The 21463-nt window shown below is 45.0% G+C and carries 16 protein-coding genes; 12 read left to right on the top strand and 4 right to left on the bottom strand.

The annotated features are described in order from the left end of the window. The first annotated feature begins 393 nt into the window (after positions 1-393). From FCL46_RS18885 to FCL46_RS18850, 8 genes are all read left to right on the top strand, one after another. Positions 394-1716: an aspartate aminotransferase family protein gene (locus tag FCL46_RS18885; RefSeq protein ID WP_136805684.1), complete on the top strand. Its 1323-nt coding sequence runs from the start codon at positions 394-396 to the stop codon at positions 1714-1716. Between the two features lie 58 nt (positions 1717-1774). Further along, positions 1775-3277 (top strand): NCS1 family nucleobase:cation symporter-1, encoded by a 1503-nt coding sequence (locus FCL46_RS18880; RefSeq protein WP_136805683.1) that lies wholly within the window; start codon positions 1775-1777, stop codon positions 3275-3277. A 99-nt stretch (positions 3278-3376) separates the two neighbouring features. Then, positions 3377-4867, top strand: a complete 1491-nt coding sequence (locus FCL46_RS18875; protein WP_136805682.1) for a CoA-acylating methylmalonate-semialdehyde dehydrogenase — start codon at positions 3377-3379, stop codon at positions 4865-4867. A gap of 224 nt (positions 4868-5091) precedes the next feature. Further along, entirely contained in the window at positions 5092-6468 is a 1377-nt protein-coding gene (gene hydA, locus FCL46_RS18870) for a dihydropyrimidinase (protein WP_136805681.1), read from the top strand. Positions 6469-6516: 48 nt separating this feature from the next. Then, positions 6517-7806, top strand: coding sequence for an NAD-dependent dihydropyrimidine dehydrogenase subunit PreA (gene preA, locus FCL46_RS18865; RefSeq protein ID WP_136805680.1), 1290 nt, complete (start codon positions 6517-6519; stop codon positions 7804-7806). Positions 7807-7854: 48 nt separating this feature from the next. Next, positions 7855-9093 carry a M20 family metallo-hydrolase gene (locus FCL46_RS18860; RefSeq protein ID WP_136805679.1) on the top strand — a complete coding sequence of 413 codons (1239 nt, stop codon included), beginning with the start codon at positions 7855-7857 and terminating at the stop codon, positions 9091-9093. Between the two features lie 702 nt (positions 9094-9795). Next, complete coding sequence (locus FCL46_RS18855; RefSeq protein ID WP_136805678.1) at positions 9796-10536, top strand: choice-of-anchor N protein; 741 nt, start codon at positions 9796-9798, stop codon at positions 10534-10536. Positions 10537-10949: 413 nt separating this feature from the next. After that, entirely contained in the window at positions 10950-12116 is a 1167-nt protein-coding gene (locus FCL46_RS18850; RefSeq protein ID WP_136805677.1) for a Gfo/Idh/MocA family protein, read from the top strand. A 475-nt stretch (positions 12117-12591) separates the two neighbouring features. Here the strand turns inward: FCL46_RS18850 and FCL46_RS18845 are convergent, their stop codons facing one another. From FCL46_RS18845 to FCL46_RS18835, 3 genes are all read right to left on the bottom strand, one after another. Beyond that, positions 12592-13929 (bottom strand): aldehyde dehydrogenase family protein, encoded by a 1338-nt coding sequence (locus FCL46_RS18845; RefSeq protein ID WP_136805676.1) that lies wholly within the window; start codon positions 13927-13929, stop codon positions 12592-12594. Between the two features lie 19 nt (positions 13930-13948). Next, on the bottom strand, positions 13949-15103 hold the full coding sequence (locus tag FCL46_RS18840; protein WP_136805675.1) for a radical SAM protein: 1155 nt from the start codon (positions 15101-15103) through the stop codon (positions 13949-13951). A 131-nt stretch (positions 15104-15234) separates the two neighbouring features. Then, positions 15235-15798 (bottom strand): TetR/AcrR family transcriptional regulator, encoded by a 564-nt coding sequence (locus FCL46_RS18835; protein WP_136805674.1) that lies wholly within the window; start codon positions 15796-15798, stop codon positions 15235-15237. A 300-nt stretch (positions 15799-16098) separates the two neighbouring features. On the opposite strand from FCL46_RS18835, the gene FCL46_RS18830 reads away from it, so the two are divergent. After that, entirely contained in the window at positions 16099-17286 is a 1188-nt protein-coding gene (locus FCL46_RS18830; RefSeq protein WP_136805673.1) for a TDT family transporter, read from the top strand. A gap of 143 nt (positions 17287-17429) precedes the next feature. Here the strand turns inward: FCL46_RS18830 and FCL46_RS18825 are convergent, their stop codons facing one another. Further along, positions 17430-18446 carry an AraC family transcriptional regulator gene (locus tag FCL46_RS18825; RefSeq protein WP_136805672.1) on the bottom strand — a complete coding sequence of 339 codons (1017 nt, stop codon included), beginning with the start codon at positions 18444-18446 and terminating at the stop codon, positions 17430-17432. A 212-nt stretch (positions 18447-18658) separates the two neighbouring features. Between FCL46_RS18825 and FCL46_RS18820 the strand changes: the two genes are divergently transcribed. The 3 genes from FCL46_RS18820 (at position 18659) to FCL46_RS18810 (ending at position 21331) form a co-directional block, all read left to right on the top strand. Continuing rightward, positions 18659-19153: a hypothetical protein gene (locus FCL46_RS18820; RefSeq protein ID WP_136805671.1), complete on the top strand. Its 495-nt coding sequence runs from the start codon at positions 18659-18661 to the stop codon at positions 19151-19153. A gap of 49 nt (positions 19154-19202) precedes the next feature. Further along, positions 19203-19394 (top strand): hypothetical protein, encoded by a 192-nt coding sequence (locus FCL46_RS18815; RefSeq protein ID WP_136805670.1) that lies wholly within the window; start codon positions 19203-19205, stop codon positions 19392-19394. 812 nt (positions 19395-20206) lie between these two features. Further along, the gene (locus FCL46_RS18810; RefSeq protein ID WP_136805669.1) at positions 20207-21331 is read left to right on the top strand and encodes a PAS domain-containing protein; all 1125 of its coding nucleotides are present in this window, start codon (positions 20207-20209) and stop codon (positions 21329-21331) included. Positions 21332-21463: the final 132 nt, after the last annotated feature.

The raw sequence follows: 21463 nt of genomic DNA, 5'->3' as shown, positions 1-21463 counted from the left end.
AAACAGATCGCATGTTTTTGTCAATATGTTCGAAATGCGCATTGTAAATCAACCTCAAAGTCGAAATTCGTAATTAATGGATTAATTAATACGAAAATCGATTTTCGCCAAACGTATTTATTGCATTTTTGTAATAAATCGCAAAAATATTTTACAAATTAGTAAACAACTGTCTTTCCTTTCATTTCACGGATTTTTGGCGGTGAAGTTGTGTTGTAAATAATTTCTTTTATAACATGGTGTTATGTCGTAAATGTCAGGCTGTTTTTAGATGTGGCATCCTTTTTGATATAGGTCATGCAGTGTGTGACAGTAATCCTCCTTCATATGCAACAGTGGAAGGGGGGCTGCTGAGGCAACAGACAATGAACGAATATGAAAGGATTGGGAATAATGACCACAGAAATAGCAACAGCAGAAGCACAGACAGCAGAATCTATCCTGGCTAAACAGAACGAGTATCTCTGGCCCAGTCATATCCTCTACTATAAAGAGCCAATGCCCCTTGATCACGGTAAAGGCTCCTATGTCACTGATGTGGGTGGTACAGAATACCTTGACTATTTTGGAGGTATCCTGACCACAAGCGTTGGTCATAATCATCCGAAGATTGTTGAGAGGGTAAGCGGTCAGGTGGCAAAACTGATTCACTCTTCAACTCTGTATCCGCATGCCAATCATGTGAATCTTGCCGAAAAGATGGCATCTATCACTCCGGGAAATCTGCAGAAATCATACTTTACAAATTCAGGTACCGAGGCTGATGAACTGGCAGTTATGGCTGCCCGGGCCTATACCGGCAACTACGATATACTTGCGCTTCGCCACGGTTACAGCGGTAACTCTGCACTGGGGAAAACACTGACTGCTCAGGCTGCGTGGCGTATTGAGAGCAGTATCGTACCGGGTGTTAAACATGCAATTAACCCGTATTGCTATCGCTGCCCGTTCAAGATGTCCTATCCTGATTGCGATATCGCCTGTGCCCAGGATGTTGAAGACGTCATCAAAACCACAACCTGCGGCAGGGTAGCGGGAATGCTGGTTGAACCGATTCAGGGTGTTGGAGGTTTTATTACTCCGCCACCAGAGTATTTCTCAATAGTAGCCGAGATAGTCAGGAATCATGGCGGTGTAATGATCGCCGATGAGGTGCAGACAGGTTTTGGCCGAACTGGTGGAAAATGGTTCGGTATTGAACAGTGGAACGTTGAGCCTGAAATAATGACCATGGCCAAAGGTATCGCCAATGGTTTTCCGATGGGAAACACTATCACCACTCCTGAAGTCGCTGATGCGATGATGGGCAAAGGCGGCCTTATCTGTACCTTTGGCGGTAATCCAGTATCTACCATAGCCTCACTTACCACAATCGAAATAATGGAAGAAGAAGCCCCACTTGATGTCATTGAGGCAAAGGGTGTCAAACTTCGATCTGCGCTTGAGGGAATGGCCGATAACTCACCAGTCATCGGTGACGTTCGTGGCATGGGCCTTATGCAGGGGCTTGAGATTGTCACTGATAAAAAGAGCAAAACCCCTGCACCTGAACTGGTCAATTCTATTTTTGAGGCAACACGAGCCAAGGGATTACTCATAGGAAAAGGCGGAATGTATAACAACACCGTCCGTCTCACCCCACCATTAAATACAACAGATGACGAACTCGATACAGCAATCGGAATTTTGACCGAGGTTTTTGCAGAGCTAAAGTGATACGTCCCTTGAGTTCGCACAAGGGATCTGAATACCTGATAAGGAAAGGAGAATTACCATGAGTTACACAGCTGGTCAGCCTACATCGAAGGTGAAGAAGGTTGGGGAAATGTATGAGATGGAAGCGGGAGCGGATGTAATCGACAGCCCCCTCTACAATGAAGATATTGCCCCGACAACAACAAAACAACGTACCTGGCATAAATGGAATGTCGCGGCGCTTTGGGTGGGCATGTCTGTTTGTGTTCCTACCTATACCCTTGGTGGTGTGCTGACCGCATATTTTGGCCTGGATGTTACCGAGGCGTTACTCACTATTTTTCTTGCCAATGTTATTGTACTGATTCCTCTGGTACTGAACGCGTTTGCCGGCACCAAATATGGTATTCCTTTCCCGGTACTGCTCCGTTCGTCATTTGGAACTCTCGGCTCAAATATTCCGGCAGTTATACGGGCACTGGTTGCCTGTGGCTGGTTTGGAATCCAGACGATGTTTGGTGGAATGGCAATCAGCCTGTTACTCTCTGAGCTTTCCACAAGCTGGGCGGCGTTGGGCGATAAAGGCGTTGTTATCGGCTTTTTCATCTTCTGGTCGATGAATATGTACATTGTCCTGAAAGGTTCGGACTCTATCAAGAAGCTTGAGACCTTTGCAGCACCTCTGCTGCTTCTGGTAGGTTTTGGTTTACTGATGTGGGCCTCACCAAAGATTGATGCTACTGCGCTGTTGAGTGCTGCCCCTAGCAGACCTGAAGGTGCCTCTGTCTGGAGTTACTTCTTCGGTGGATTGACAGCAATGGTTGGTTTTTGGGCGACACTTTCACTTAATATTCCGGATTTCAGCCGCTATGTGAAATCGCAGAAAGATCAGATTGTCGGCCAGATTGTTGGTCTTCCATTGACCATGCTCCTTTTCGCTGCTCTTGGTGTTGTCTTAACCGCAGCATCCCCGGCACTTGTCGGTGAGAGCATCTCAGATCCGATTACCCTTATCGGTAAGATCGACAGTCCATTCTGGGTTGTAATTTCCATGATACTTATCATCATTGCTACCATTTCAACAAATACTGCAGCAAATATCGTTTCACCGACCAACGATTTTCAGAATGTTTTTCCTAAAATGATTAACTTCAAGCGCGGAACCCTGCTTACCGGTTTTACCGGTATCCTGCTGATGAGCTGGGAGTTACTGAGAAAGATGGGTTGGGTTGTATCTGATGTGAGTGTTGAGTCAATGTACTCCAACTGGTTGCTCGGATACTCATCTCTGCTCGGACCGATTGCCGGTATTATGATTGTGGACTACTTTATCATCAAGAAACAGGAACTCAGTCTGCCTGATCTCTATCTGCCAAATGGCTGTTACCAGGCATTTAATCCTGCAGGAATCCTGGCATTCCTGGTGCCGGCGGGTTTAACTGTTTTTTCCATCGTAACCGGATACCTGCCATGGTTTTATAGTTACGGCTGGTTTACAGGATCAGCTCTTGGTGGAATCCTCTATTTTGGCTTAATGTCAGCAAAACAAGCAGAAGCAACAGTACCTGCTTCCGCAGCATAAGCAGTATCACGATCATTTAACATGGTCGCACGGTGAGTTTGACGTGCGATCATAATACAAAGCAACAGCAGCTTTCAATTTTTACGAATCGAAAATTACATGATTGATAAAATCCAAATAACTACAAACGGTAAGATCAGCAACTGGATTAACGGGAGCTACGTACCGTCAGAGACGACAGAATATATCCCTATTGTGACTCCGTATACTGGCGCTGTTATCGGCGAATGTCCGCTGGGAGGCAGTGCCGATCTTGATAAAGCTGTCGCTGCTGCGTCCGCTGCTTTCCCCGCATGGGAAAAGACCCATATTAAAGAGCGGGTTCAGGTAATGTTTCGCCTGAAAACCCTGCTTGAAGAAAATATTGATGAGCTGGCCAACCTCGCTTCTCTTGAATGCGGCAAGCTTATCGATGAGGCAAAGGCCGGGATAATGAAGGGCGTTGAGATTTTAGAATATGCCTGTTCTGTTCCTAATAAAATTGCCGGTGAGTATCAGGAAGTCAGCAATGGTATCAGTTGCCGAATCAGTCGTGAACCGCAGGGCGTAATCGCATGTATAGCACCATTTAATTTTCCAAACATGGTGCCGATGTGGTCACTGCCGATCGCTCTGGTTTGTGGTAACACCGCCGTATTAAAACCATCTGAGCAGGTGCCGCTCTCGGCGCTGAAGTTAGCAGAACTCTTTACCAAAGCAGGTTTGCCGGACGGTGTGTTGAATGTGGTGAATGGTGGCGTGGAGATGGTTGAAGCGATTTGCGATCATCCTGAAATTAAGGCACTCAGCTTTGTCGGCTCAAGTACGGTTGCAAAGATTGTTTATAGTCGTGGTGCCGCTGCAGGAAAGCCTGTTCTTGCTCTTGGTGGCGCAAAAAATCACCTGATAGTAATGGACGATGCCGACCCTGATTTTTCACCGGAGCAGATTGTTAATTCAGTTATAGGCTGTGCCGGCCAGCGTTGCATGGCTGCCTCTGCAGTTATTGCGGTAGGCGATTGTGATCACCTGATTGAGAAAATGGTGAGCTACGCGAAAGGCATTGATATCGGTCGTGAAATTGGCGGTATAATCAATGCACAAAGTGTCGAACGCATAAACGGTTATATCACTGGTGCTGAAGAGCAGGGAGCAAAGATACTGGTTGATGGTCGCGGAGTGAAGCCACAGGCTGATCTGGCCGGTTGCGAAGACGGGTATTGGGTCGGACCGACAATTATAGATCAGGTAAACCCGCAGATGCCTGCAGCTTGTGAAGAGATCTTCGGGCCGGTAATGACCATTATCAGAGTGAAGACCATTGAAGAGGCGTTGGAGATTGAAAATGCCAGCCCATATGGCAATGCTGCTTCGATTTTCACTTCATCAGGTGCTCCGGCAGATTACCTCATTGAGCACGCAAGTGCGGGTATGGTTGGGGTGAACATTGGTGTCCCTGTTCCTCGTGAGCCGTTTTCTTTTGGTGGTTGGAACGATTCTAAGTTTGGTAGTGGCGATATTACCGGTGAAGATGGAATCGATTTCTGGACTAAGAAGAAGAAAGTGACGACGAAATGGGTATACCCACTCCACTCTAACTGGATGTCCTAATGCAATGCGGGTGGGGCTATATTCACCAAACTCAGCGTTGTGTAAAGAATGTAATCCTCGACGTATTAACTATACGTCTGCGGTTACATTCTCCACACGCCTCGATTTTGGCGAATCTATCTCCCACCCGCAAGAGCATTAGCTTGCCAATTATGTATTAGCTAGCCAGAAATCACTCAGTTTTTTATTACAGACGACATACTGAACAGCGATCGGAGAAGATTATGGGATCATTATTGATTAAGAACGGAGAGATTGTCAGCCCGTTGGACAATGTTTGCCAGGATATATATGTAGAGGACGGTAAGATTGTGGCCATTGGCAGGGATCTTGATGTTGTTGCCGATCGTACAATTGATGCAGCTGGGCAGTATGTGCTGCCTGGTGGGATTGATGTTCACACCCATCTGGATATGCCGTTTATGGGTGAAGTTTCTGCTGATGATTTTGAGTCGGGTACTGCGGCGGCGCTGGCGGGTGGAACTACCTCTATTATTGATTATATCGTGCCGGCTAAAGAACAGTCGCTGCTTGAAGCGCTTGGTACCTGGAAAGAGAAGGCAAAGACCGCTGTTGCCGATTATGGTTTTCACATGGCAGTCACCTGGTATAGCGATCAGGTGGCAAAAGAGATGGAAGTTTGTGTGCGGGATGAAGGTATTCCGAGCTTTAAGGCATTTCTTGCCTATAAAGGCGCAATCATGGTGGATGATCAGGAACTGTTTTCCATGCTCAAGCGTTCTAAAGATCTGAATGCCTTGATTATGGCGCATTGTGAAAATGGTGAGATTGTTGCAGAACTTCAGGAAAAACTCTTTGCCGAAGGAAAAGTAGCGCCAAAGTATCACGGGTTTTCAAGGCCATCATATGCTGAAGGTGAATCTGCCTCTCGTCTGGCGACACTTGCGCGGGCACTGGGCGTGCCGGCCTATTTTGTTCATATGAGTTGTAAAGAGTCAACACAGGTGCTTATTGATTCGCGTGCTCAAGGGCTTGATATTTATGGTGAAACATGCCCGCAATATCTGCTGCTTGATGATTCTGTATATGAAAAGCCGGATTTTCTTGGTGCCGCATATGTTATGAGCCCGCCTATCAGGCCTAAAGGGCATGCAGATGCGCTTTGGGGTGCTATTCGTGCAGGTCAGATTCAGGTTGTCGGTACAGACCACTGTCCATTCAATCTCAGAGGCCAGAAAGAACTTGGTCGTGAAGATTTTCGTAAGATTCCAAACGGCGCTGCGGGTATAGAGGACAGACTGAAACTGCTCTATACCTATGGTGTTATGAAGGGCAGAATCAGTTTAAACCAGATGGTTGCCATAACCAGCACCAACCCTGCACAGATCTTCGGTATGTATCCACGTAAAGGTATTGTTGCAGTGGGTGCGGATGCGGATCTTGTTATCTGGCAGCCGGAAGGTAAAGGCGTTATTTCGGCCCGAACCCATTATCACAATGTCGATACCTCAATCTTTGAGGGATTTAAGACTATCGGTGGACCATGCATGGTTATTGCCGATGGCCGAGTACAATATGAAGAAGGAAAACTCAATGTTGAGCCGGGTGCAGGACGTTATATACCTCGAAAACTCTCGTAGAGAGTTGCACCACAGGTAGCATTTAGAGAATAGATCAGGAGTAATATCATGCCAAATTTATCCATAGATTTTTGCGGAATTAAAAGCCCGAACCCATTCTGGCTGGCCTCAGCGCCACCGACTAACAGCGGTGATCAGATTATGCGGGCCTTTGATACAGGTTGGGGCGGAGCAGTCTGGAAGACCCTCGGTAATCCTGTGAAGAATGTCAACAGCCGCTATGCAGCCCTTAGCCATGGCAAAAACAGGATTGTTGGCCTCAATAATATCGAGCTGATCTCCGACCGTGGCCTCAGCATAAACCTCAAGGAAATGGCGGAGGTAAAAAAACTCTACCCGGATCATGCTGTTTTAGCTTCAATAATGGCAGGGGAGATGGAGGAATGGCAGGAACTTATCCGACGTGTTGAAGATACCGGTGCCGACGGTCTGGAATTAAACTTTAGTTGTCCTCATGGTATGTGCGAGCGTGGTCTTGGTTCTGCTATTGGCCAGGAACCTGAGATTGCAGAAAAGATTACCCGTTGGGCGCGTGAAGCAACTTCATTGCCGGTGCTCGTAAAGTTTACCCCTAACGTTGCGGATATCCGCGATCAGGGGCGTGCAGCAGTTACTGGTGATGCCAGTGGTGTGGCGCTGATTAATACCATAAAAAGTATTATCGGGGTTGATCTTGAAGATTTTATACCTTTTCCAAAACTGAGAAACGGTTCGACCAACGGCGGCTATTGCGGGCCGGCGGTAAAGCCAATAGCCTTGCACATGGTTGCATCACTCGCCAGAGAAGACTGGTTTGATCTGCCCATGTCCGGAATTGGCGGAATTAATACCTGGCAGGATGCTGCCGAATTTATAGCACTTGGCTGTACCTCTGTTCAGGTGTGTACAGCAGTAATGCACCATGGTTTTGGTATTGTGACCGAAATGATTGACGGCCTCTCTGGTTATATGAAAGAGAAGGGCATAAACGATATATCAGAACTCCGGGGCCGGGCGATTGGCAACTATAAAGACTGGGGTGAGTTGGATATGAACTACAAAGTCGTTGCTGAAATAGACAAGGAAAAGTGCACAGGCTGTAAGAAATGTTACACGGCGTGCAATGACGGTGCATATCAGGCGATTGAACTTTCCAGCGAGGTTACCCGGGCAGGTAAACCGATTCCTGCCATAGTCGCAGATAAATGTAAGGGATGTAATCTCTGCTCACTTGTTTGCCCTGTAGATTGTGTCTCTATGGTCGATGTTTCGGTTACCGATGAAGTGGAGAGCTGGCAGGATATTGTTGATCGCGGTGGTTACACAATTGTTGATGGGATCGCCAGCACTGCTTCCTGAATATGATTTTCTTAATTTTTTTTGAGCAAGAGATAGAGAGGATACCTGATGAGCATTAAAGACTTACGCGTGAACGGCAAGAGGCTGCAGGAGTCACTTGAAGCAATGGGAAAGATCGGAGCAACTCCGGGTGGAGGTGTTCAGCGCCTGGCTCTCTCCGATGAGGATAAAGAGGCCCGTGATCTCTTTTGCAGTTGGTTAAAAGAGATTGACTGTGAAGTAACGATAGATGAGATGGGCAACATTTTTGGCAGACGTCCGGGAAAAAATCGTGATCTTCCTGTGGTAATGAGTGGGTCGCACGTAGATTCACAACCCAAAGGCGGCCGTTTTGATGGTATTCTTGGTGTTATGGGGCCGCTTGAAGTATTGCGGACGTTGCATGAGAATAACGTCGAAACAGAGCGTGATATCGTTATTGTTGACTGGACTAATGAAGAAGGTTCACGCTTTGCTCCTGCAATGGTTTCATCCGGCGTATGGGTTGGTAAGCTTGAGCTTGATTGGGCCTATAACCGTACTGACATAAATGGTAAAACCCAGGGCGAAGAACTTGAGCGCATTGGCTATAAAGGTGATGCTCCGGCAAAAGCTTTTCCTATTCATGCCAACTATGAACTGCATATTGAGCAGGGACCAATGCTTGAAGCGGAGGGCAAAACAATCGGTGCTCCAAAAGGAGTGCTTTGCCTCCACTGGTACGATATCTATCTGACCGGTACAGCAAATCAGGTAGGACCTACCCCCATGGCGGGTCGTAATGATTGTTTGCTCGCTGCAGCTGAAATGATTCAGACAGTAAATAAGGTAGCTCACATAAAGGGAGATATGGTCGCCACCGTTGGTGAATTGCATAATTACCCGAATTCGCGAAATATCATTCCTGATGGCGTGCATTTCACCGTTGATATCCGCTCGTGGGAAGATGAGCATGCCCTGGGCGCATGGGATCTGATGGAAACAGAATTTCAGACCATCGCTGACCGCCATGGAACCCCGATAAAAATGGAAACTACCTGGCGAGTCGAGCGGGCACCATTTAATGACGCGCTGGTTAACAACGTGCTTGATGCCTCTGAAGAGCTTGGCTATTCCTCACTCTATATGGTGAGCGGGGCTGGGCATGATTGTTCGTATATTAACCAGATTGCGCCTGCAGCTATGATCTTTGTTCCGTCGAAAGGTGGTAGAAGTCATGTTGAAGTCGAAGAGTCGAGCTGGGATGATTGTGAGAAGGGCGCTAATGTGCTGCTGCAGTGCATGTTGAAATCAGCAAACGAAGTATAGTTTTTATTGCTATAAATCTGCTATGACTGATAAGGCCGGTAACTGAATACATATTGGCCTTGTCAGCTCTTCATAAACAGCATGTTGCAAATGATCTTTTGTTCTTTATAGGTGAGGATCATGCAAGGAAAAGCCTGCCTCCAATAACCTAGTTTCAAGATGTTTGAACATTCTTAATTTTTTAATTTCAGAATTATAGCTACATTTACCCAAGCTCTGATCCATAGCAAGTGCTTTCATATCTGTGATAAAGGGGAAAAGCACTCGATCCAACCTGATCTGCCTGGGAGACTGTCCGGGAATGTCCTTTCTGCTAGTCTCACTTTTCTTGTCTACCTGTCAAGCTCTTCGGAATTTTCAAAAAATGATGCGTGCAAAATCGGATATATGAATGCGCGTGTTTTTTTGAATGTCTCTCATCATTGCAAGATAATTCAGGGCCTCGTGATGGAATAGGGTCATGTTTATGTGCCACTTCATCTATTTTCTTGAATTCACAAGATCTGCAAAAGTAATCCTCTGACGTTATTTTAATTCGTAAATATCTGAAAAGTACCACAATGTGGTTGATAATAGGACATTTTGCTGTATAGTAATAATTATCATTGGTAGCGGCGATTCCTGTAGGGATAGTGGAATGCCGGCTATGAGTTACTTTGTAAACTATCTGCATAACGTTTTGATGCAGTTTGGGGGGGATATATGTTCAAGAAATTTAGAATGTTCATTTTATTGTCAGTACTTAGCTTTTCCTGTTCAACTGTTTGGGCAATACCAACCTTGCAACTTGATATTGGTGGAGGTTCTTACGATTCGAGTACAGAGACTGTTTTTTCAAACGGAGATATTTTCACTCTGTATGCGTATCTCATACCTGATTCAAATAATGCACTGGATGACATCTACTATATCTCTGCGGCATTGACCCCGAAAACCTCTGTTGCCGCAGATTACGGTACATTTACTTTTGATGGTGACATCGTTGATGTGACTGATGATATGGTTTTCGGCAAACCTCCGGTTAATGTTTTGTCACCTGACCTGGGTTCGCATGGAATATATGAAACCTTCTATAAAGAGATTTCGTTTACCTTTGATTCTTCAGATACAGCAGCGCAGGCAAATTCTGAAGATACTGCCGGAGCAGGACCACAAGCAGGAACCGGGATGTATTTTAAGGCATTTTCAATAGATACTTCATCTTTAGCAGATGGTTATGAAATCCATTTTGATTTATACAGTATCTATATGCATTCTAACGAAAGCCTTAAAATCGAGCATGTACCCTACTCACATGATGCACAGAGCTATGGGAATACCCCGGTTCCTGAACCTGCAACTATGTTTTTATTTGTTCTCGGCATGGCCAGTTTGCTTGGAGTATCGGCTTTTAAGGATAGGAAACGGATGATACGCAGAAAAGTGCGTAATATTAGTTTGTAGAAAAAAGCCTCAATGCGGGTAGTGCTTTTGATTACCCGCATTGAGTTTTGGTAGATAGTTTTTGAAGTATATTTTCCTAAGAATGCTCAGAATCCTGAGGCACTCAGAATCTGTTACAACTCCTATCTTCTCATTACTTTCGAAATTTCATACAGCAATTGGCCGTTATCGCGATGGCTTTCATGTACATTTCCAGTTAAAATAATCCTGATGCGCAAAAAACATTCTCTGAGAATTTCCGATATAGCAGCCTGCGTATTAATATCGACGGGTACTGCTGTTTTTCACGTGCGAGTGGACGAGTGAAGTTTAGCCCTTTCATTTGATTACAGCAGAGATGAAGCGGTTTACGTGTAATCACTTCTTTTCTCACTATTGGATTATGATCAGAAAACAATAAACCCGGGATAATCATGTCAATAGAGCTTAGAGCAGCGACGGAATCTTTAACCTACGGAATGGTTGGTGGTGGTCAGGGAGCGTTTATTGGTGAAGTTCATAGAAAAGCAATCGGGTTTGACAGTAGCGCAGAACTGACATGCGGCTGTTTTTCAAGAGATTACAAGAACACGCTTGCTACCGGTACCTCACTTGGGATCGCACAGGACAGGCTCTATAAAAATTATAAGGAAATGGCAGAAGTTGAGGGGCGGCGAAGTGATAGTATAGATTTTGTCGTTATTGTAACGCCTAACGCTTCTCATTACCCGATAGCTAAACTCTTTTTAGAGCGGGGGATTAACGTTGTCTGCGATAAACCGTTCACGGTCACTACAGCTCAGGCCGAAGAATTAGTTGAGCTGGCAGAAAGAAACAATCTGACCATCTGCCTAACCTACACGTACACCGGATACCCGATAGCAAAACATGTCAGAGATCTGGTGGTAGCAGGTGAGCTTGGCGATATACGTTTTGTGAATGCGGAGTATCCACAGGAGTGGCTCTCTACACTGCTTGAGGAAACCGATCATAAGCAGGCCTCATGGCGCGGTGATCCTGATATAACCGGCTTAACTAACAGCGTTGGTGATATTGGCAGTCATATTGAAAATATGGTCTCGTTTATGACAGGACTTAAGATAGAACGACTTTCAGCCAGACTGGATACGCTGGTTGCAGGCAGAAAACTCGATGACAATGTAACGGTAATGGTGGATTACCACGGCGGTGCTAGAGGTCTTTACTGGTGTTCACAAATAGCGGTAGGTAACGATAACGGCTTACGCGTCCGGATATTCGGCTCGAAAGGATCGATTGACTGGGCGCAGGAGAATCCTAACTACTTCAATCTCTGTTATCTCGACAAACCGCTGCAACGCATCTCCAGGGGCAGGGATGCTCTTTCTCCACTTGCCCAAAGTTTCTCGCGGGTTCCGGCTGGTCATCCTGAAGGATATTTCGAAGCTTTTGCTAATATCTATAAAGCCTTTACATCATACTTAAGAAAACTCAAATCAGGTGCAGCAATTGAAGTTGAAGACAAAGAATTCCCGACAGCTGCAGATGGCTTAGCCGGAGTGCATTTTATTGAAAAATGTGTCGAAAGTTCACGCTCTGATTCTGCCTGGGTGAAGATGTGAAATCAGAGGTAGTGTATTTAATCTGGCCCAGAGGCACCCAGATCCTACAGGTTCAAATATCAATCCCCAATCAGCTTTGACGTCAGACCCCGGATAATAACGGAGGAGATGTTCAGCAAATATGTGCTCCTCTGAATACGGTAAAATAACAAAAGATCAAAGCCAATACTGATGACAGGTTGTCAGTACAACTCCAAATTACTATATACAGTAACAGGGCTTTAATTTGTTAGGGATTGGGCTCGTCACAATCTTAGTGTACTAAAGCCCTTTAGAACGAGCCTGGAAGGCTCATGTACGCCGCTATCATGGGATTGTGGTAGAGGGGGGGAACCACGACCTCACCCTTGATGCCTTGTACATGAACCTCCCATGCTCGTGAATTTTTTTGGTTAAACCTTCCTACTTCGAAGGTAATGAGCAACATTGGTTGGCTTACCAGCTTAACAAATCAGCTTGATTCTGATTGAATACCTTAACGATTAACAACTCTGACCTGGGCAAATTGTCTATGCCCTTCAGGCGATCCATGGAATCCGAAGCCACTGTGTTTTGCACCAACCCATGGAACATCGCCACTACCACCAACACCCTGATTTACACCTATCATGCCAGCTTCGAGTTGATCTGCTACCGTGTGTGCATCTATGCCACCAAAGACCACTGCTCCCAGACCGTAACTGCTGTTGTTGGAACGGGCAATAGCCTGATTGATATCAGAATATCTGCTTATGCATACCACCGGGCCAAAGGTTTCTTCCTGTTCGATACGCATATCTGAGGTCATGTCTGCGATGACTGTGGGCTTGATATAGAATTTGGGATTATCGGTGTTGCCCAGAAGAAGTCTGGACCCTTTTTCTATCGCATCTCTGATGTGTTCGATAATCTTTGCATGTTGCCTGGAGTTAATGATAGGTCCGATATTTACGCCATCCATATTCCAGGGACCGATTGTGTATTGAGCTGCAATGGTAACTACTGCTTGCTCAAATTCATCGGCGATTGTCTCGTCAACGTAAATCCGTTCGGTTGAGATGCACATCTGCCCTGCATTTTCAAAACTGCTTGCGACAGCAAATCTTGCAGCAGCTTCGATATTTGCATCTTTCATCACTATCATAGGATCATTGCCACCAAGCTCCATGACAAGTCTTTTTAGTGAAGATGCAGCTCTTGACATAATGTCCTTCCCTGTAGCCTGAGAGCCTGTGAACCCTATTATATTGATATCACTTTCAACAAGAATCCGGCCTTGTTCGCCATCTCCGTGAATAAGTTGCAGTAGCCCTGTAGGGAGTCCTGTTTTGATGATGTCAAAAAACGCTTGTGCAATAAGCGGAGTTTCTTCAGATGGCTTCCATATAACACTATTTCCAGCTAAGAGAGCTGGTATGATAAGGTTATTGGCCATCGCTAATGGATAGTTCCATGGTGATATAATCGCAGCCACACCAAGAGCTTTGTATTCGAGAGTTGATCCATCAATTGTTTTACTGCGCAATGCCGCCACAACATTACTAGCAATATACGGCCCCCCCAAAATGGTGCCCTGCACTTCAGAGGTCGACCTGCGTATGTCTTTACCCATTTCTTTACTGAGAAGCTCGGCAAGATTGTGTACAGATTTTTCAGCTGCTGAATAGGCGTTTTGAATCGTGGACAGGCGATTGTTGAGCGAGAGTCCTCTCCAATGTTTAGCAGCTGTTTTAGCTTTTAAGACGGTGAGCTCGATATCTTCTGCACTTGTTGCCGGAACTTCTCCGATGAGGTCTCCGTTACTTGGGTCATACGATTTAACTTTCTGAATCATTGTGACATCCTTGTGGCTGTTAAATAAATCGCTTCATTATCGAATCGATAATCATGTCGAAATTTTCTTGTGTTGCACCGAGCTTAGTGCACATCTTCATGGCACTTTCACGCTTGACAGAGTCGTTGAAGTCGCTGAACTGTTCAATCACATGTGTTCGTCTTCCGATGCAAAATATCGTTTGTGCGTAAGGTTTTAGCTCAAGAAAATTTCTAACAGGCTGCAACATTTTTTCTTTGTCACCGGGAAGTACTCCATCAACTTCCGGAAAAAGATTCAGTATATGATCGCTTCGAACAGCACTGGTAATACCACCCAATTGCTCGAGGAAAAGAAGCAGTTCTTTAGCAGTATCGACTTCGCCCATTTTTGCAAAGTCTCTATTGTGGAATTCGTTTGCAAGAGGAGCTGATGGGGGGAGAGCAAGTGTTCTCAAACGTATATAATCCGGATTTATCTGATTAATGGCATCAGCTGTTTCTAATGCGTTTTCACGTGTGAGCTCTTTTCCTCCAAGCCCGGGCATAACGTATTCAGATAACTCGATACCGGCTCTTTTGACTTTTTTTCCGGCGACAATCTGAGTTGCTTTGTCAGTGCCTTTTTTTACCCTTTTAAGGACAGTGTCCGAACCGGACTCCATACCGATATGGATTCTATTTAGTCCTGCAGAGGCCATAATACTCAGGTTCTCATCGCTTATTTTGGCAATGGTCTGTGAACGTGCGTAGGAAGTTATTCGTTTAATATTGGGGAACGCTTGCTTGAGATGGCGCAAGATTAGAATGATATCTGCTGGTTTGATAACCAGACTGTTTCCGTCTTGAATGAAAATTGACTCCATACCATTCGCCAGAAAACTGGCAGCTGCGTGAATGGTTTGCGGGTCACTTTTTTGGCCATTAGGGGAGAGAGCGTATAGCTCTGATTTGGAAAGTGTACCCCCTGATTTCCAAACAGTTTCAATGGTATCAACGTAAAATCGTATTGTATCAATGTCATGCAACACATGGTCAACAGGGCGCATGCTGAACGTTGTATCTTTGTATAAGCCGCAAAATGTACAGCGATTCCATGGACAATTACGACTGATTCTAATCAGTAAGCTTTGGGCCTCGCTGGGAGGGCGGATAGGACCTTGCTCAAAACCTTTATATGGCTCAATTATTCTCATAGTTTTATTACGTGTAATGTATTTTCAATCCCTGCAAGGTTGGTCAAATTGTTCATTCAACCTATTAGTAGGTAGGTGAGAAGGTTAAGAAATGACCCGAGATAACCTTTTTATCAATCTCCAACATCCTGCTAGACGATAAATCCTTCTATAAAAAGTTCAGTGGCCTGATGGAAGGAATTAATCCCACCGTGTGAGCGTGCTAAAGATTGTGCACCAATCAGAAAAGAAAAGAAGGTAAACGCCGCTTCAGCGTTAGTTCCTGTAAATGTTAGAGATCTCTCTTCTCTTCCCTGTTCAAATACTGTGGAATAAATAGACAACGTGTTTTCTATGGTGCCTTGAAGAAGCTTAGATGAACTCTCGTGGAGAGTGTTGCAGTCGGTGTTGATTGATGCAACCAGGCAGAGTTTATTGTTACTCAGACCTTCTTCAAATAATGCAGCAATTTTCCGTAGTTTTTCAGGTGCTTGTCCGCACCCGTTTACTATCTGCCTGTATCTGTCGCTATAGGAGGTTTCGCAACGCTCAAGCATTCCATCAATCAAATCTCCTTTTTTAGGAAAATGGTGATGAATACTGGCTTTGCGGATTCCTATTGCTTCACTGATGTGCTTGTAACTCATAGCGTTCAACCCTACTCGTTGCACGAGATCATCAGCTACATCTAAAATTTTTGTTCGTGTATCATTCATGTCGGTAACCTACCTGTAGGTAGGCTGGCAGTCAAGGGGAATGTGATTTGGGAAATGATCTGGAGTAGAAATGAAGAAATATGTCTTCCAACGATCCTGAGCTGCTAAGTTGTGACCCTTTAATTTGAGTAGAGGGTGCTTAGCAGCTTTTTATTGTCACCAGAGTTTTCAATCTTCGATTAAGCTATAATAGTGATATCCCCATTGTGCTGTTTTTTGGGTGGAGTTGCCTATAGCTTCGTCACTGCATATCCCGTCGATGCTCATAAACGTATTGCCCATAGATAGGATTGAAAAAATATGGATAACGATTTTAAAAATCCGAGTGTCAAAGGTTTTTGGTGGAAACGTTTTTTTTATACAGTCACAGGTGCAACCAATGACTATGAATTAGGCCCCAACTGGTTTGCCTCGGTAATGGGTACAGGGATTATTGCCAATGCAGCGGCATCGCTACCACTATTGTCTGATAAGCTTCACGGTTTTGCCTTGATTGTCTGGTGCTTTGCTTCCTGCATGTTGGTTGGTCTTGTTCTTGCCACTTGTGTCCTCTTACTTAAGAGGTCAAATGTTTGGAAAAAGCATTTTAGAGATCCTATGATGGCACAGTTTTATGGTGCCCCACCAATGGCCATGCTTACTGTTGCAGGTGGGACATTGTTGCTGGGGGATAGTGTTTTGGGCCAGGAGTTAGCCCTTAAAATTACCTGGATCCTCTGGTTTATTGGCACTATTGCCGGTCTTGGTTCAGCTATTATTATACCCTTTCGTTTGTTTACCACATTTAAGGTTCGACCAGACTCTGCCTTTGGAGGGTGGCTTATGCCCGTTGTTCCTCCGATGGTATCGGCGGCTATCGGTGCAATGCTGGTTCCCTATACTCCCGTTGGTGTACTTAGAGAGACAATGTTTTATCTCTGTTTTTCTATGTTCGGCTTAAGTCTTGTGGCTGCATTGATTATTATTTCAATGATCTGGAGCAGGTTAGCTCATCATGGAACATCAGGTACCTCCCGAGTCCCCACTCTATGGATTGTTTTAGGCCCTTTAGGGCAATCTATGACCGCTGCCGGAATATTGGGAACGGTTGCAGAAGGGGCTGTTTCCTCTAAGATTGCGTATGGATTTGAATTGTTTGCGGTGCTGTATAGTGTGCCTGTATTTGGGTTTGTGCTTCTCTGGACTTGTCTGGCAACTCTATTGACCCTTCGGGCCCGTCGCAGACAGATGAGATTTGCCCTGACCTATTGGGCATTTACCTTCCCTGTAGGTACATGTGTTACAGGAATTGCGCAATTAGCACATCATACCGGTTTGCCCCTGTTTAAATGGATTAGTATTTTTTACTATATTGGTTTGCTCACAGCATGGACTGTGGCCGCATTTGGTACAACGAAAGGTATGATAACAGGACACCTGTTTCGGCCACCGCCACCGACTGTAAATCCTATTGTATCAGTCAAGGAACCCCTGGAAATAGGAGAGTAGGAAGATACTGGGTAATTGTAAATCATTACTCAGCTTTATTTTCGAATTTGAATTTCCTATGAACGATTGCTTCAGAGTATCCACGAATGTAGATAACCAAAAATACACTTTATAAAGAAGGGAAGCTGATCACTCAAGTGACATCAAAGAGTGGCACTGTCAATATTCGCGGAGATTCTGTATTTTCCTGGAGAAGTCCCCATCCACCGTTTAAATGAACGGGAAAAAGTGGATTGCTCTGCAAAGCCAAGTAGAAAGGCAATTTCGGCAAGATCCATCGAGTCGTCTCTAAGATACTCCCGGGCGATCTGTTTCCGCGTCTCATCCAGTAAACCGAGAAAGGTTATTCCTTCAGCTTGTAATTGACGTTGAAGACTTCGGGGCCCAAGCTTTAAAAGTGATGCGACGCTCTGAAGGTTTGCCTCTGCTGATGGTAGGAGTTCGACAATAGCTTTTTTCGTTTTGGAGATGATTTCATTATCATCAAGACTAACAAGATACTGGCTGCTTAAACGATCATGTATACCTGAAAACTGCTCATTACCACCAGGAAGTGGCTCATCAACAAGCGCGATTGGGAGCACTATTGAACAATGGTCTGCTGCGAAATTGACAGGGCAGCGAAAAAATTCATAATATTTCCCGCTACAACTTGGTTCTTTGTGAATCAGATTCACTTCGACGGGGGCAAAGTCACGATGATAATTCACCCGCAGTACACTCAGCAACCAGGCTATTGCGCCATCTTCGCGTGGCTGGCAGTAAACCGGCTCATCGACATGACAGAATCTAAACACAAGTCTGTCACCATCCTCCAACAGTTCTCCAAAACGGGCATCAGAGATTACCCTGTGAAATCTTATTAGCCGTCTCAGTGTCATGCGTAAACTCGTGGAGGTCAATAGGCCATAGCCTAACGCCCCAAAGTTTGACGGATGCCAATGAACAGCCGTAGTCAGACCAAAACACGGGTCATCAATCCTCCGGGCCATCTCCTGCCAAAGGGCGGCTATTTTCAGCAACGGATAACGGGCACCCTCGTTATACATGAGGGCTGGGTCTAGACCAACTGCCTGAAAAGTTGCTTCTGCATCCTGATTGTATGCTTTTAAGATTTTCCAAAGCACTATCTGGATACTGGCAAGCTTTGTCTGATACAACGCTTTCTCCTCATACTGTATTTGCAATTATAAAATACGACATGGTTTCGGTTCACTATTAGAAGTTTACGTTATCTGGCGTAAAGTGCAAAAAAAAATGTCGTATGTGATCAATACCAAAATGTACTGAAAGGATACTCTGTTGCTATAAAAGTTTGGTAGATAGCTTTGCTCTTTGAAGCTGTCAAAAGATGGAAGGAATGGAGTTCGGCATGAATTACGGCCTTGGTGCACAGAAATACGTTTCATGTTTTCCCGAAATTGCCTGTGAGATCATCAACTGTATTCTGAAACGAGATCCACGTGCGAATTCTACTGTTAGGTTAGAGTCTTTGGCTACAACTTCATTGAAAGTGGATAGGAATGCTATTTCAGTAGATATCAGTGAGATGGCCGAAGAAAAATACTTTACAGAAATTACGTGCACTGGCGAACTGATTGAGGATGTAGGAAGAAGCTGCAATTTTTCCTTGTACTTAAGGGTAGCAGGAGCGACTCAAGATAATGGCAATCCAGGTGTGAGTTTCCGAATGGGTCGTATCCATGGCGATCTTGCAGTTATCATAACAGATTTGCAGGGGAACAGTATGGATATGCTGTTCGAAGCAGAGTTTATGGATTGTTATAGTTCTGATTACACGAAGAAAATTGGTAAAGGAAAAGGCTATCTGTTTCTAGAGACGGATGACGTAGATTATAATTATTGAATTAAGGAGAGGTTAATTTCCCTCCAGGAGATGATAGAAAGGTATTGGTATGACTGAAAAAACCATAGATCAGCTCATAGATGAGGCACACGATTATTTTAATTTGTCCTCTATATACGAAGTGATGGACTGTGAGGAAAGCCAGGCGCGAGCTTTTCTCAATCAAAAATACGATAATCCTGACACGAAGCGTGTTGACGCTTATCTTCAGGTAGTTCAACAGGTAAAGCAAATGCTGTAAATAGTAGGCTCATAGCCCTGCTTATTACCCATAAGTCAAAACCTCAGCCTTACAGATTGCGTGGGATCCTTGAAAACACAACAAAAGGACTGAGTAAAATACAATACGCTTCTGAAACACTCAGTCCTTATGCACGCTTCCAGTCTGTGCAGAATGCTGGAAAAGCAACAGATTTGGCAAAAAATGAAAAGATATGGGTACTGGGTAGTCCTGGCCCTGCACCACAATCTTCCCCCTCCTGGTGCGGGGCCTTTTCCCTTCTTTTCATATCTCAAAATTGGACAGAGTAGTTTGGCTTATCTATCGTCGAAAAAATATTAGGACTCTCCTTATTATGCAATCTATAGTTGTTCACTCAGTATTGACAGTCTCTGAACACCAGATGGTTTCTTCTCTTAGCTAGGTTGTTCTCTATGACCATCTCACCACAAACATTACAGGCGACCGATTATGCACGGGGAGCTTTAGCTTGCAGGATCATTTTTCCTTTCCATTCAATATCACAAAACGCCTTTGGTCTCAGGGGAAAGAGTTCTTCTCTCCCTGTTATATTGGTATGCAATTTCAAGTTAGGTGGAGGTTACTCAATGGCAAGTTTGTGGCAGAACCCATGATATTGCGGTTCATGTTTTATAATTAAAAAAAGAAACCTGCTCAGGGAAAGAAAAATTTGCTTCAATGATACTGATTAGCTAGGATTGAATTAATTCATGAAGAGCATATGTTAACCTGTTGGTTTAAGGGGATTGAATTGAATTACAACGACTTAATGTGTAATTGGCCTCTGAGAGGCTATCTGCTGAGGAAACTCTATGAGTGATGAGGATCGGACTAGAGAGGATCTTATTGCAGAACTTCATGAGCTACGCCACCGCATCGCGTTGCTCGAGGGTTCGATGCATACGGATCGAGTTGTAACGAGGTCGGATAAAGAGGTAGAGACTCAAGGGACCAATGATAGTGCCATTTTGGTGGATTCGATGTTGTTCCAACAGGTTTTTAAGAATCATAGTGCTGTGATGTATGTGGTCGACTTATCAACATTTGCAATCATCGACGCAAATAAATCGGCCTTGGACTTCTACGGCTATGACCTGGAGACTATGCTGACAAAGAGGATTCCCGACCTTAACATCACTCCGGAGGCAGAGATCCGTGCCGAGGTTAAGCGGGCGGTGGCAGAGAGACGGTCGTATTACATGTATCAGCACCAGCTTGCCAATGGCGAGATCCGCGACATAGAGGTGTACGCCAACCCTATCTCGATGCAGGGAAAGGAGTATTCGTTCTCTATAGTCCACGACATCACTGCCCGGAAGCAGGCGGAGCAGAGCCTGAAGGAGAGTGAGTGGCGACTACGGGAATCACAACGCATCGCCCGCGTGGGCTCCTACAACTACGATATTGCTACCGGCCAATGGTCTTCTACTGAGGTGTTGGACGAGATTTTTGGTATAGATGCCGGATACACAAAGGACGCCGAAGGCTGGTGCAACCTTTTCCATATTGAGGATCGGGAGGAGTTAGCAGTCCTCTTGAAGCGGGTCCTCGAAGAGGGACTTCCATTCGACAGGGAGTATCGGATTAAGCGGATTTCCGATGGTGTGGAGCGCTGGCTCTATGGGCGAGCCGAGGTCCTTCATGACACTGCTTCCGGGGCAGTAACTCTCCTCGGAACTGTTCAGGATATAACAGAAAGAAAGAAGGCAGATGAGGAGCGGGAGCGGTTGATTATCGAGTTACAGACTGCATTGGAAGAGGTAAAGACGCTGCGCGGTATAATCCCTATCTGCTCCTACTGTAAAAAGATACGTGATGACAAGGGGTTCTGGAACCAGGTAGATGTCTACATAAAGGAACACATGGAAGTGAATTTCAGCCACGGCATGTGTCCGGACTGCGCTCACAAGCATTACCCGGAAGTTTTCGATAAGTGATTCCAAACGCTGACACGGTGGTGCTCATGAGCAATAGGAATAAGTGGCAGGGTGTTTGGGGTGTTTGGAATCTGACCAAGTCAAATTTTTTGAATTACAGTTGATTCGTATCGTGAAGTGGTTGTTTTAGTT

This window comes from Desulfosediminicola flagellatus, assembly GCF_005116655.2.
Lineage (GTDB): Bacteria > Desulfobacterota > Desulfobulbia > Desulfobulbales > Desulfocapsaceae > Desulfopila > Desulfopila flagellata.
Note: the sequence above shows the minus strand (reverse complement) of the source record. Positions and strands in the feature narration are given on the sequence as shown.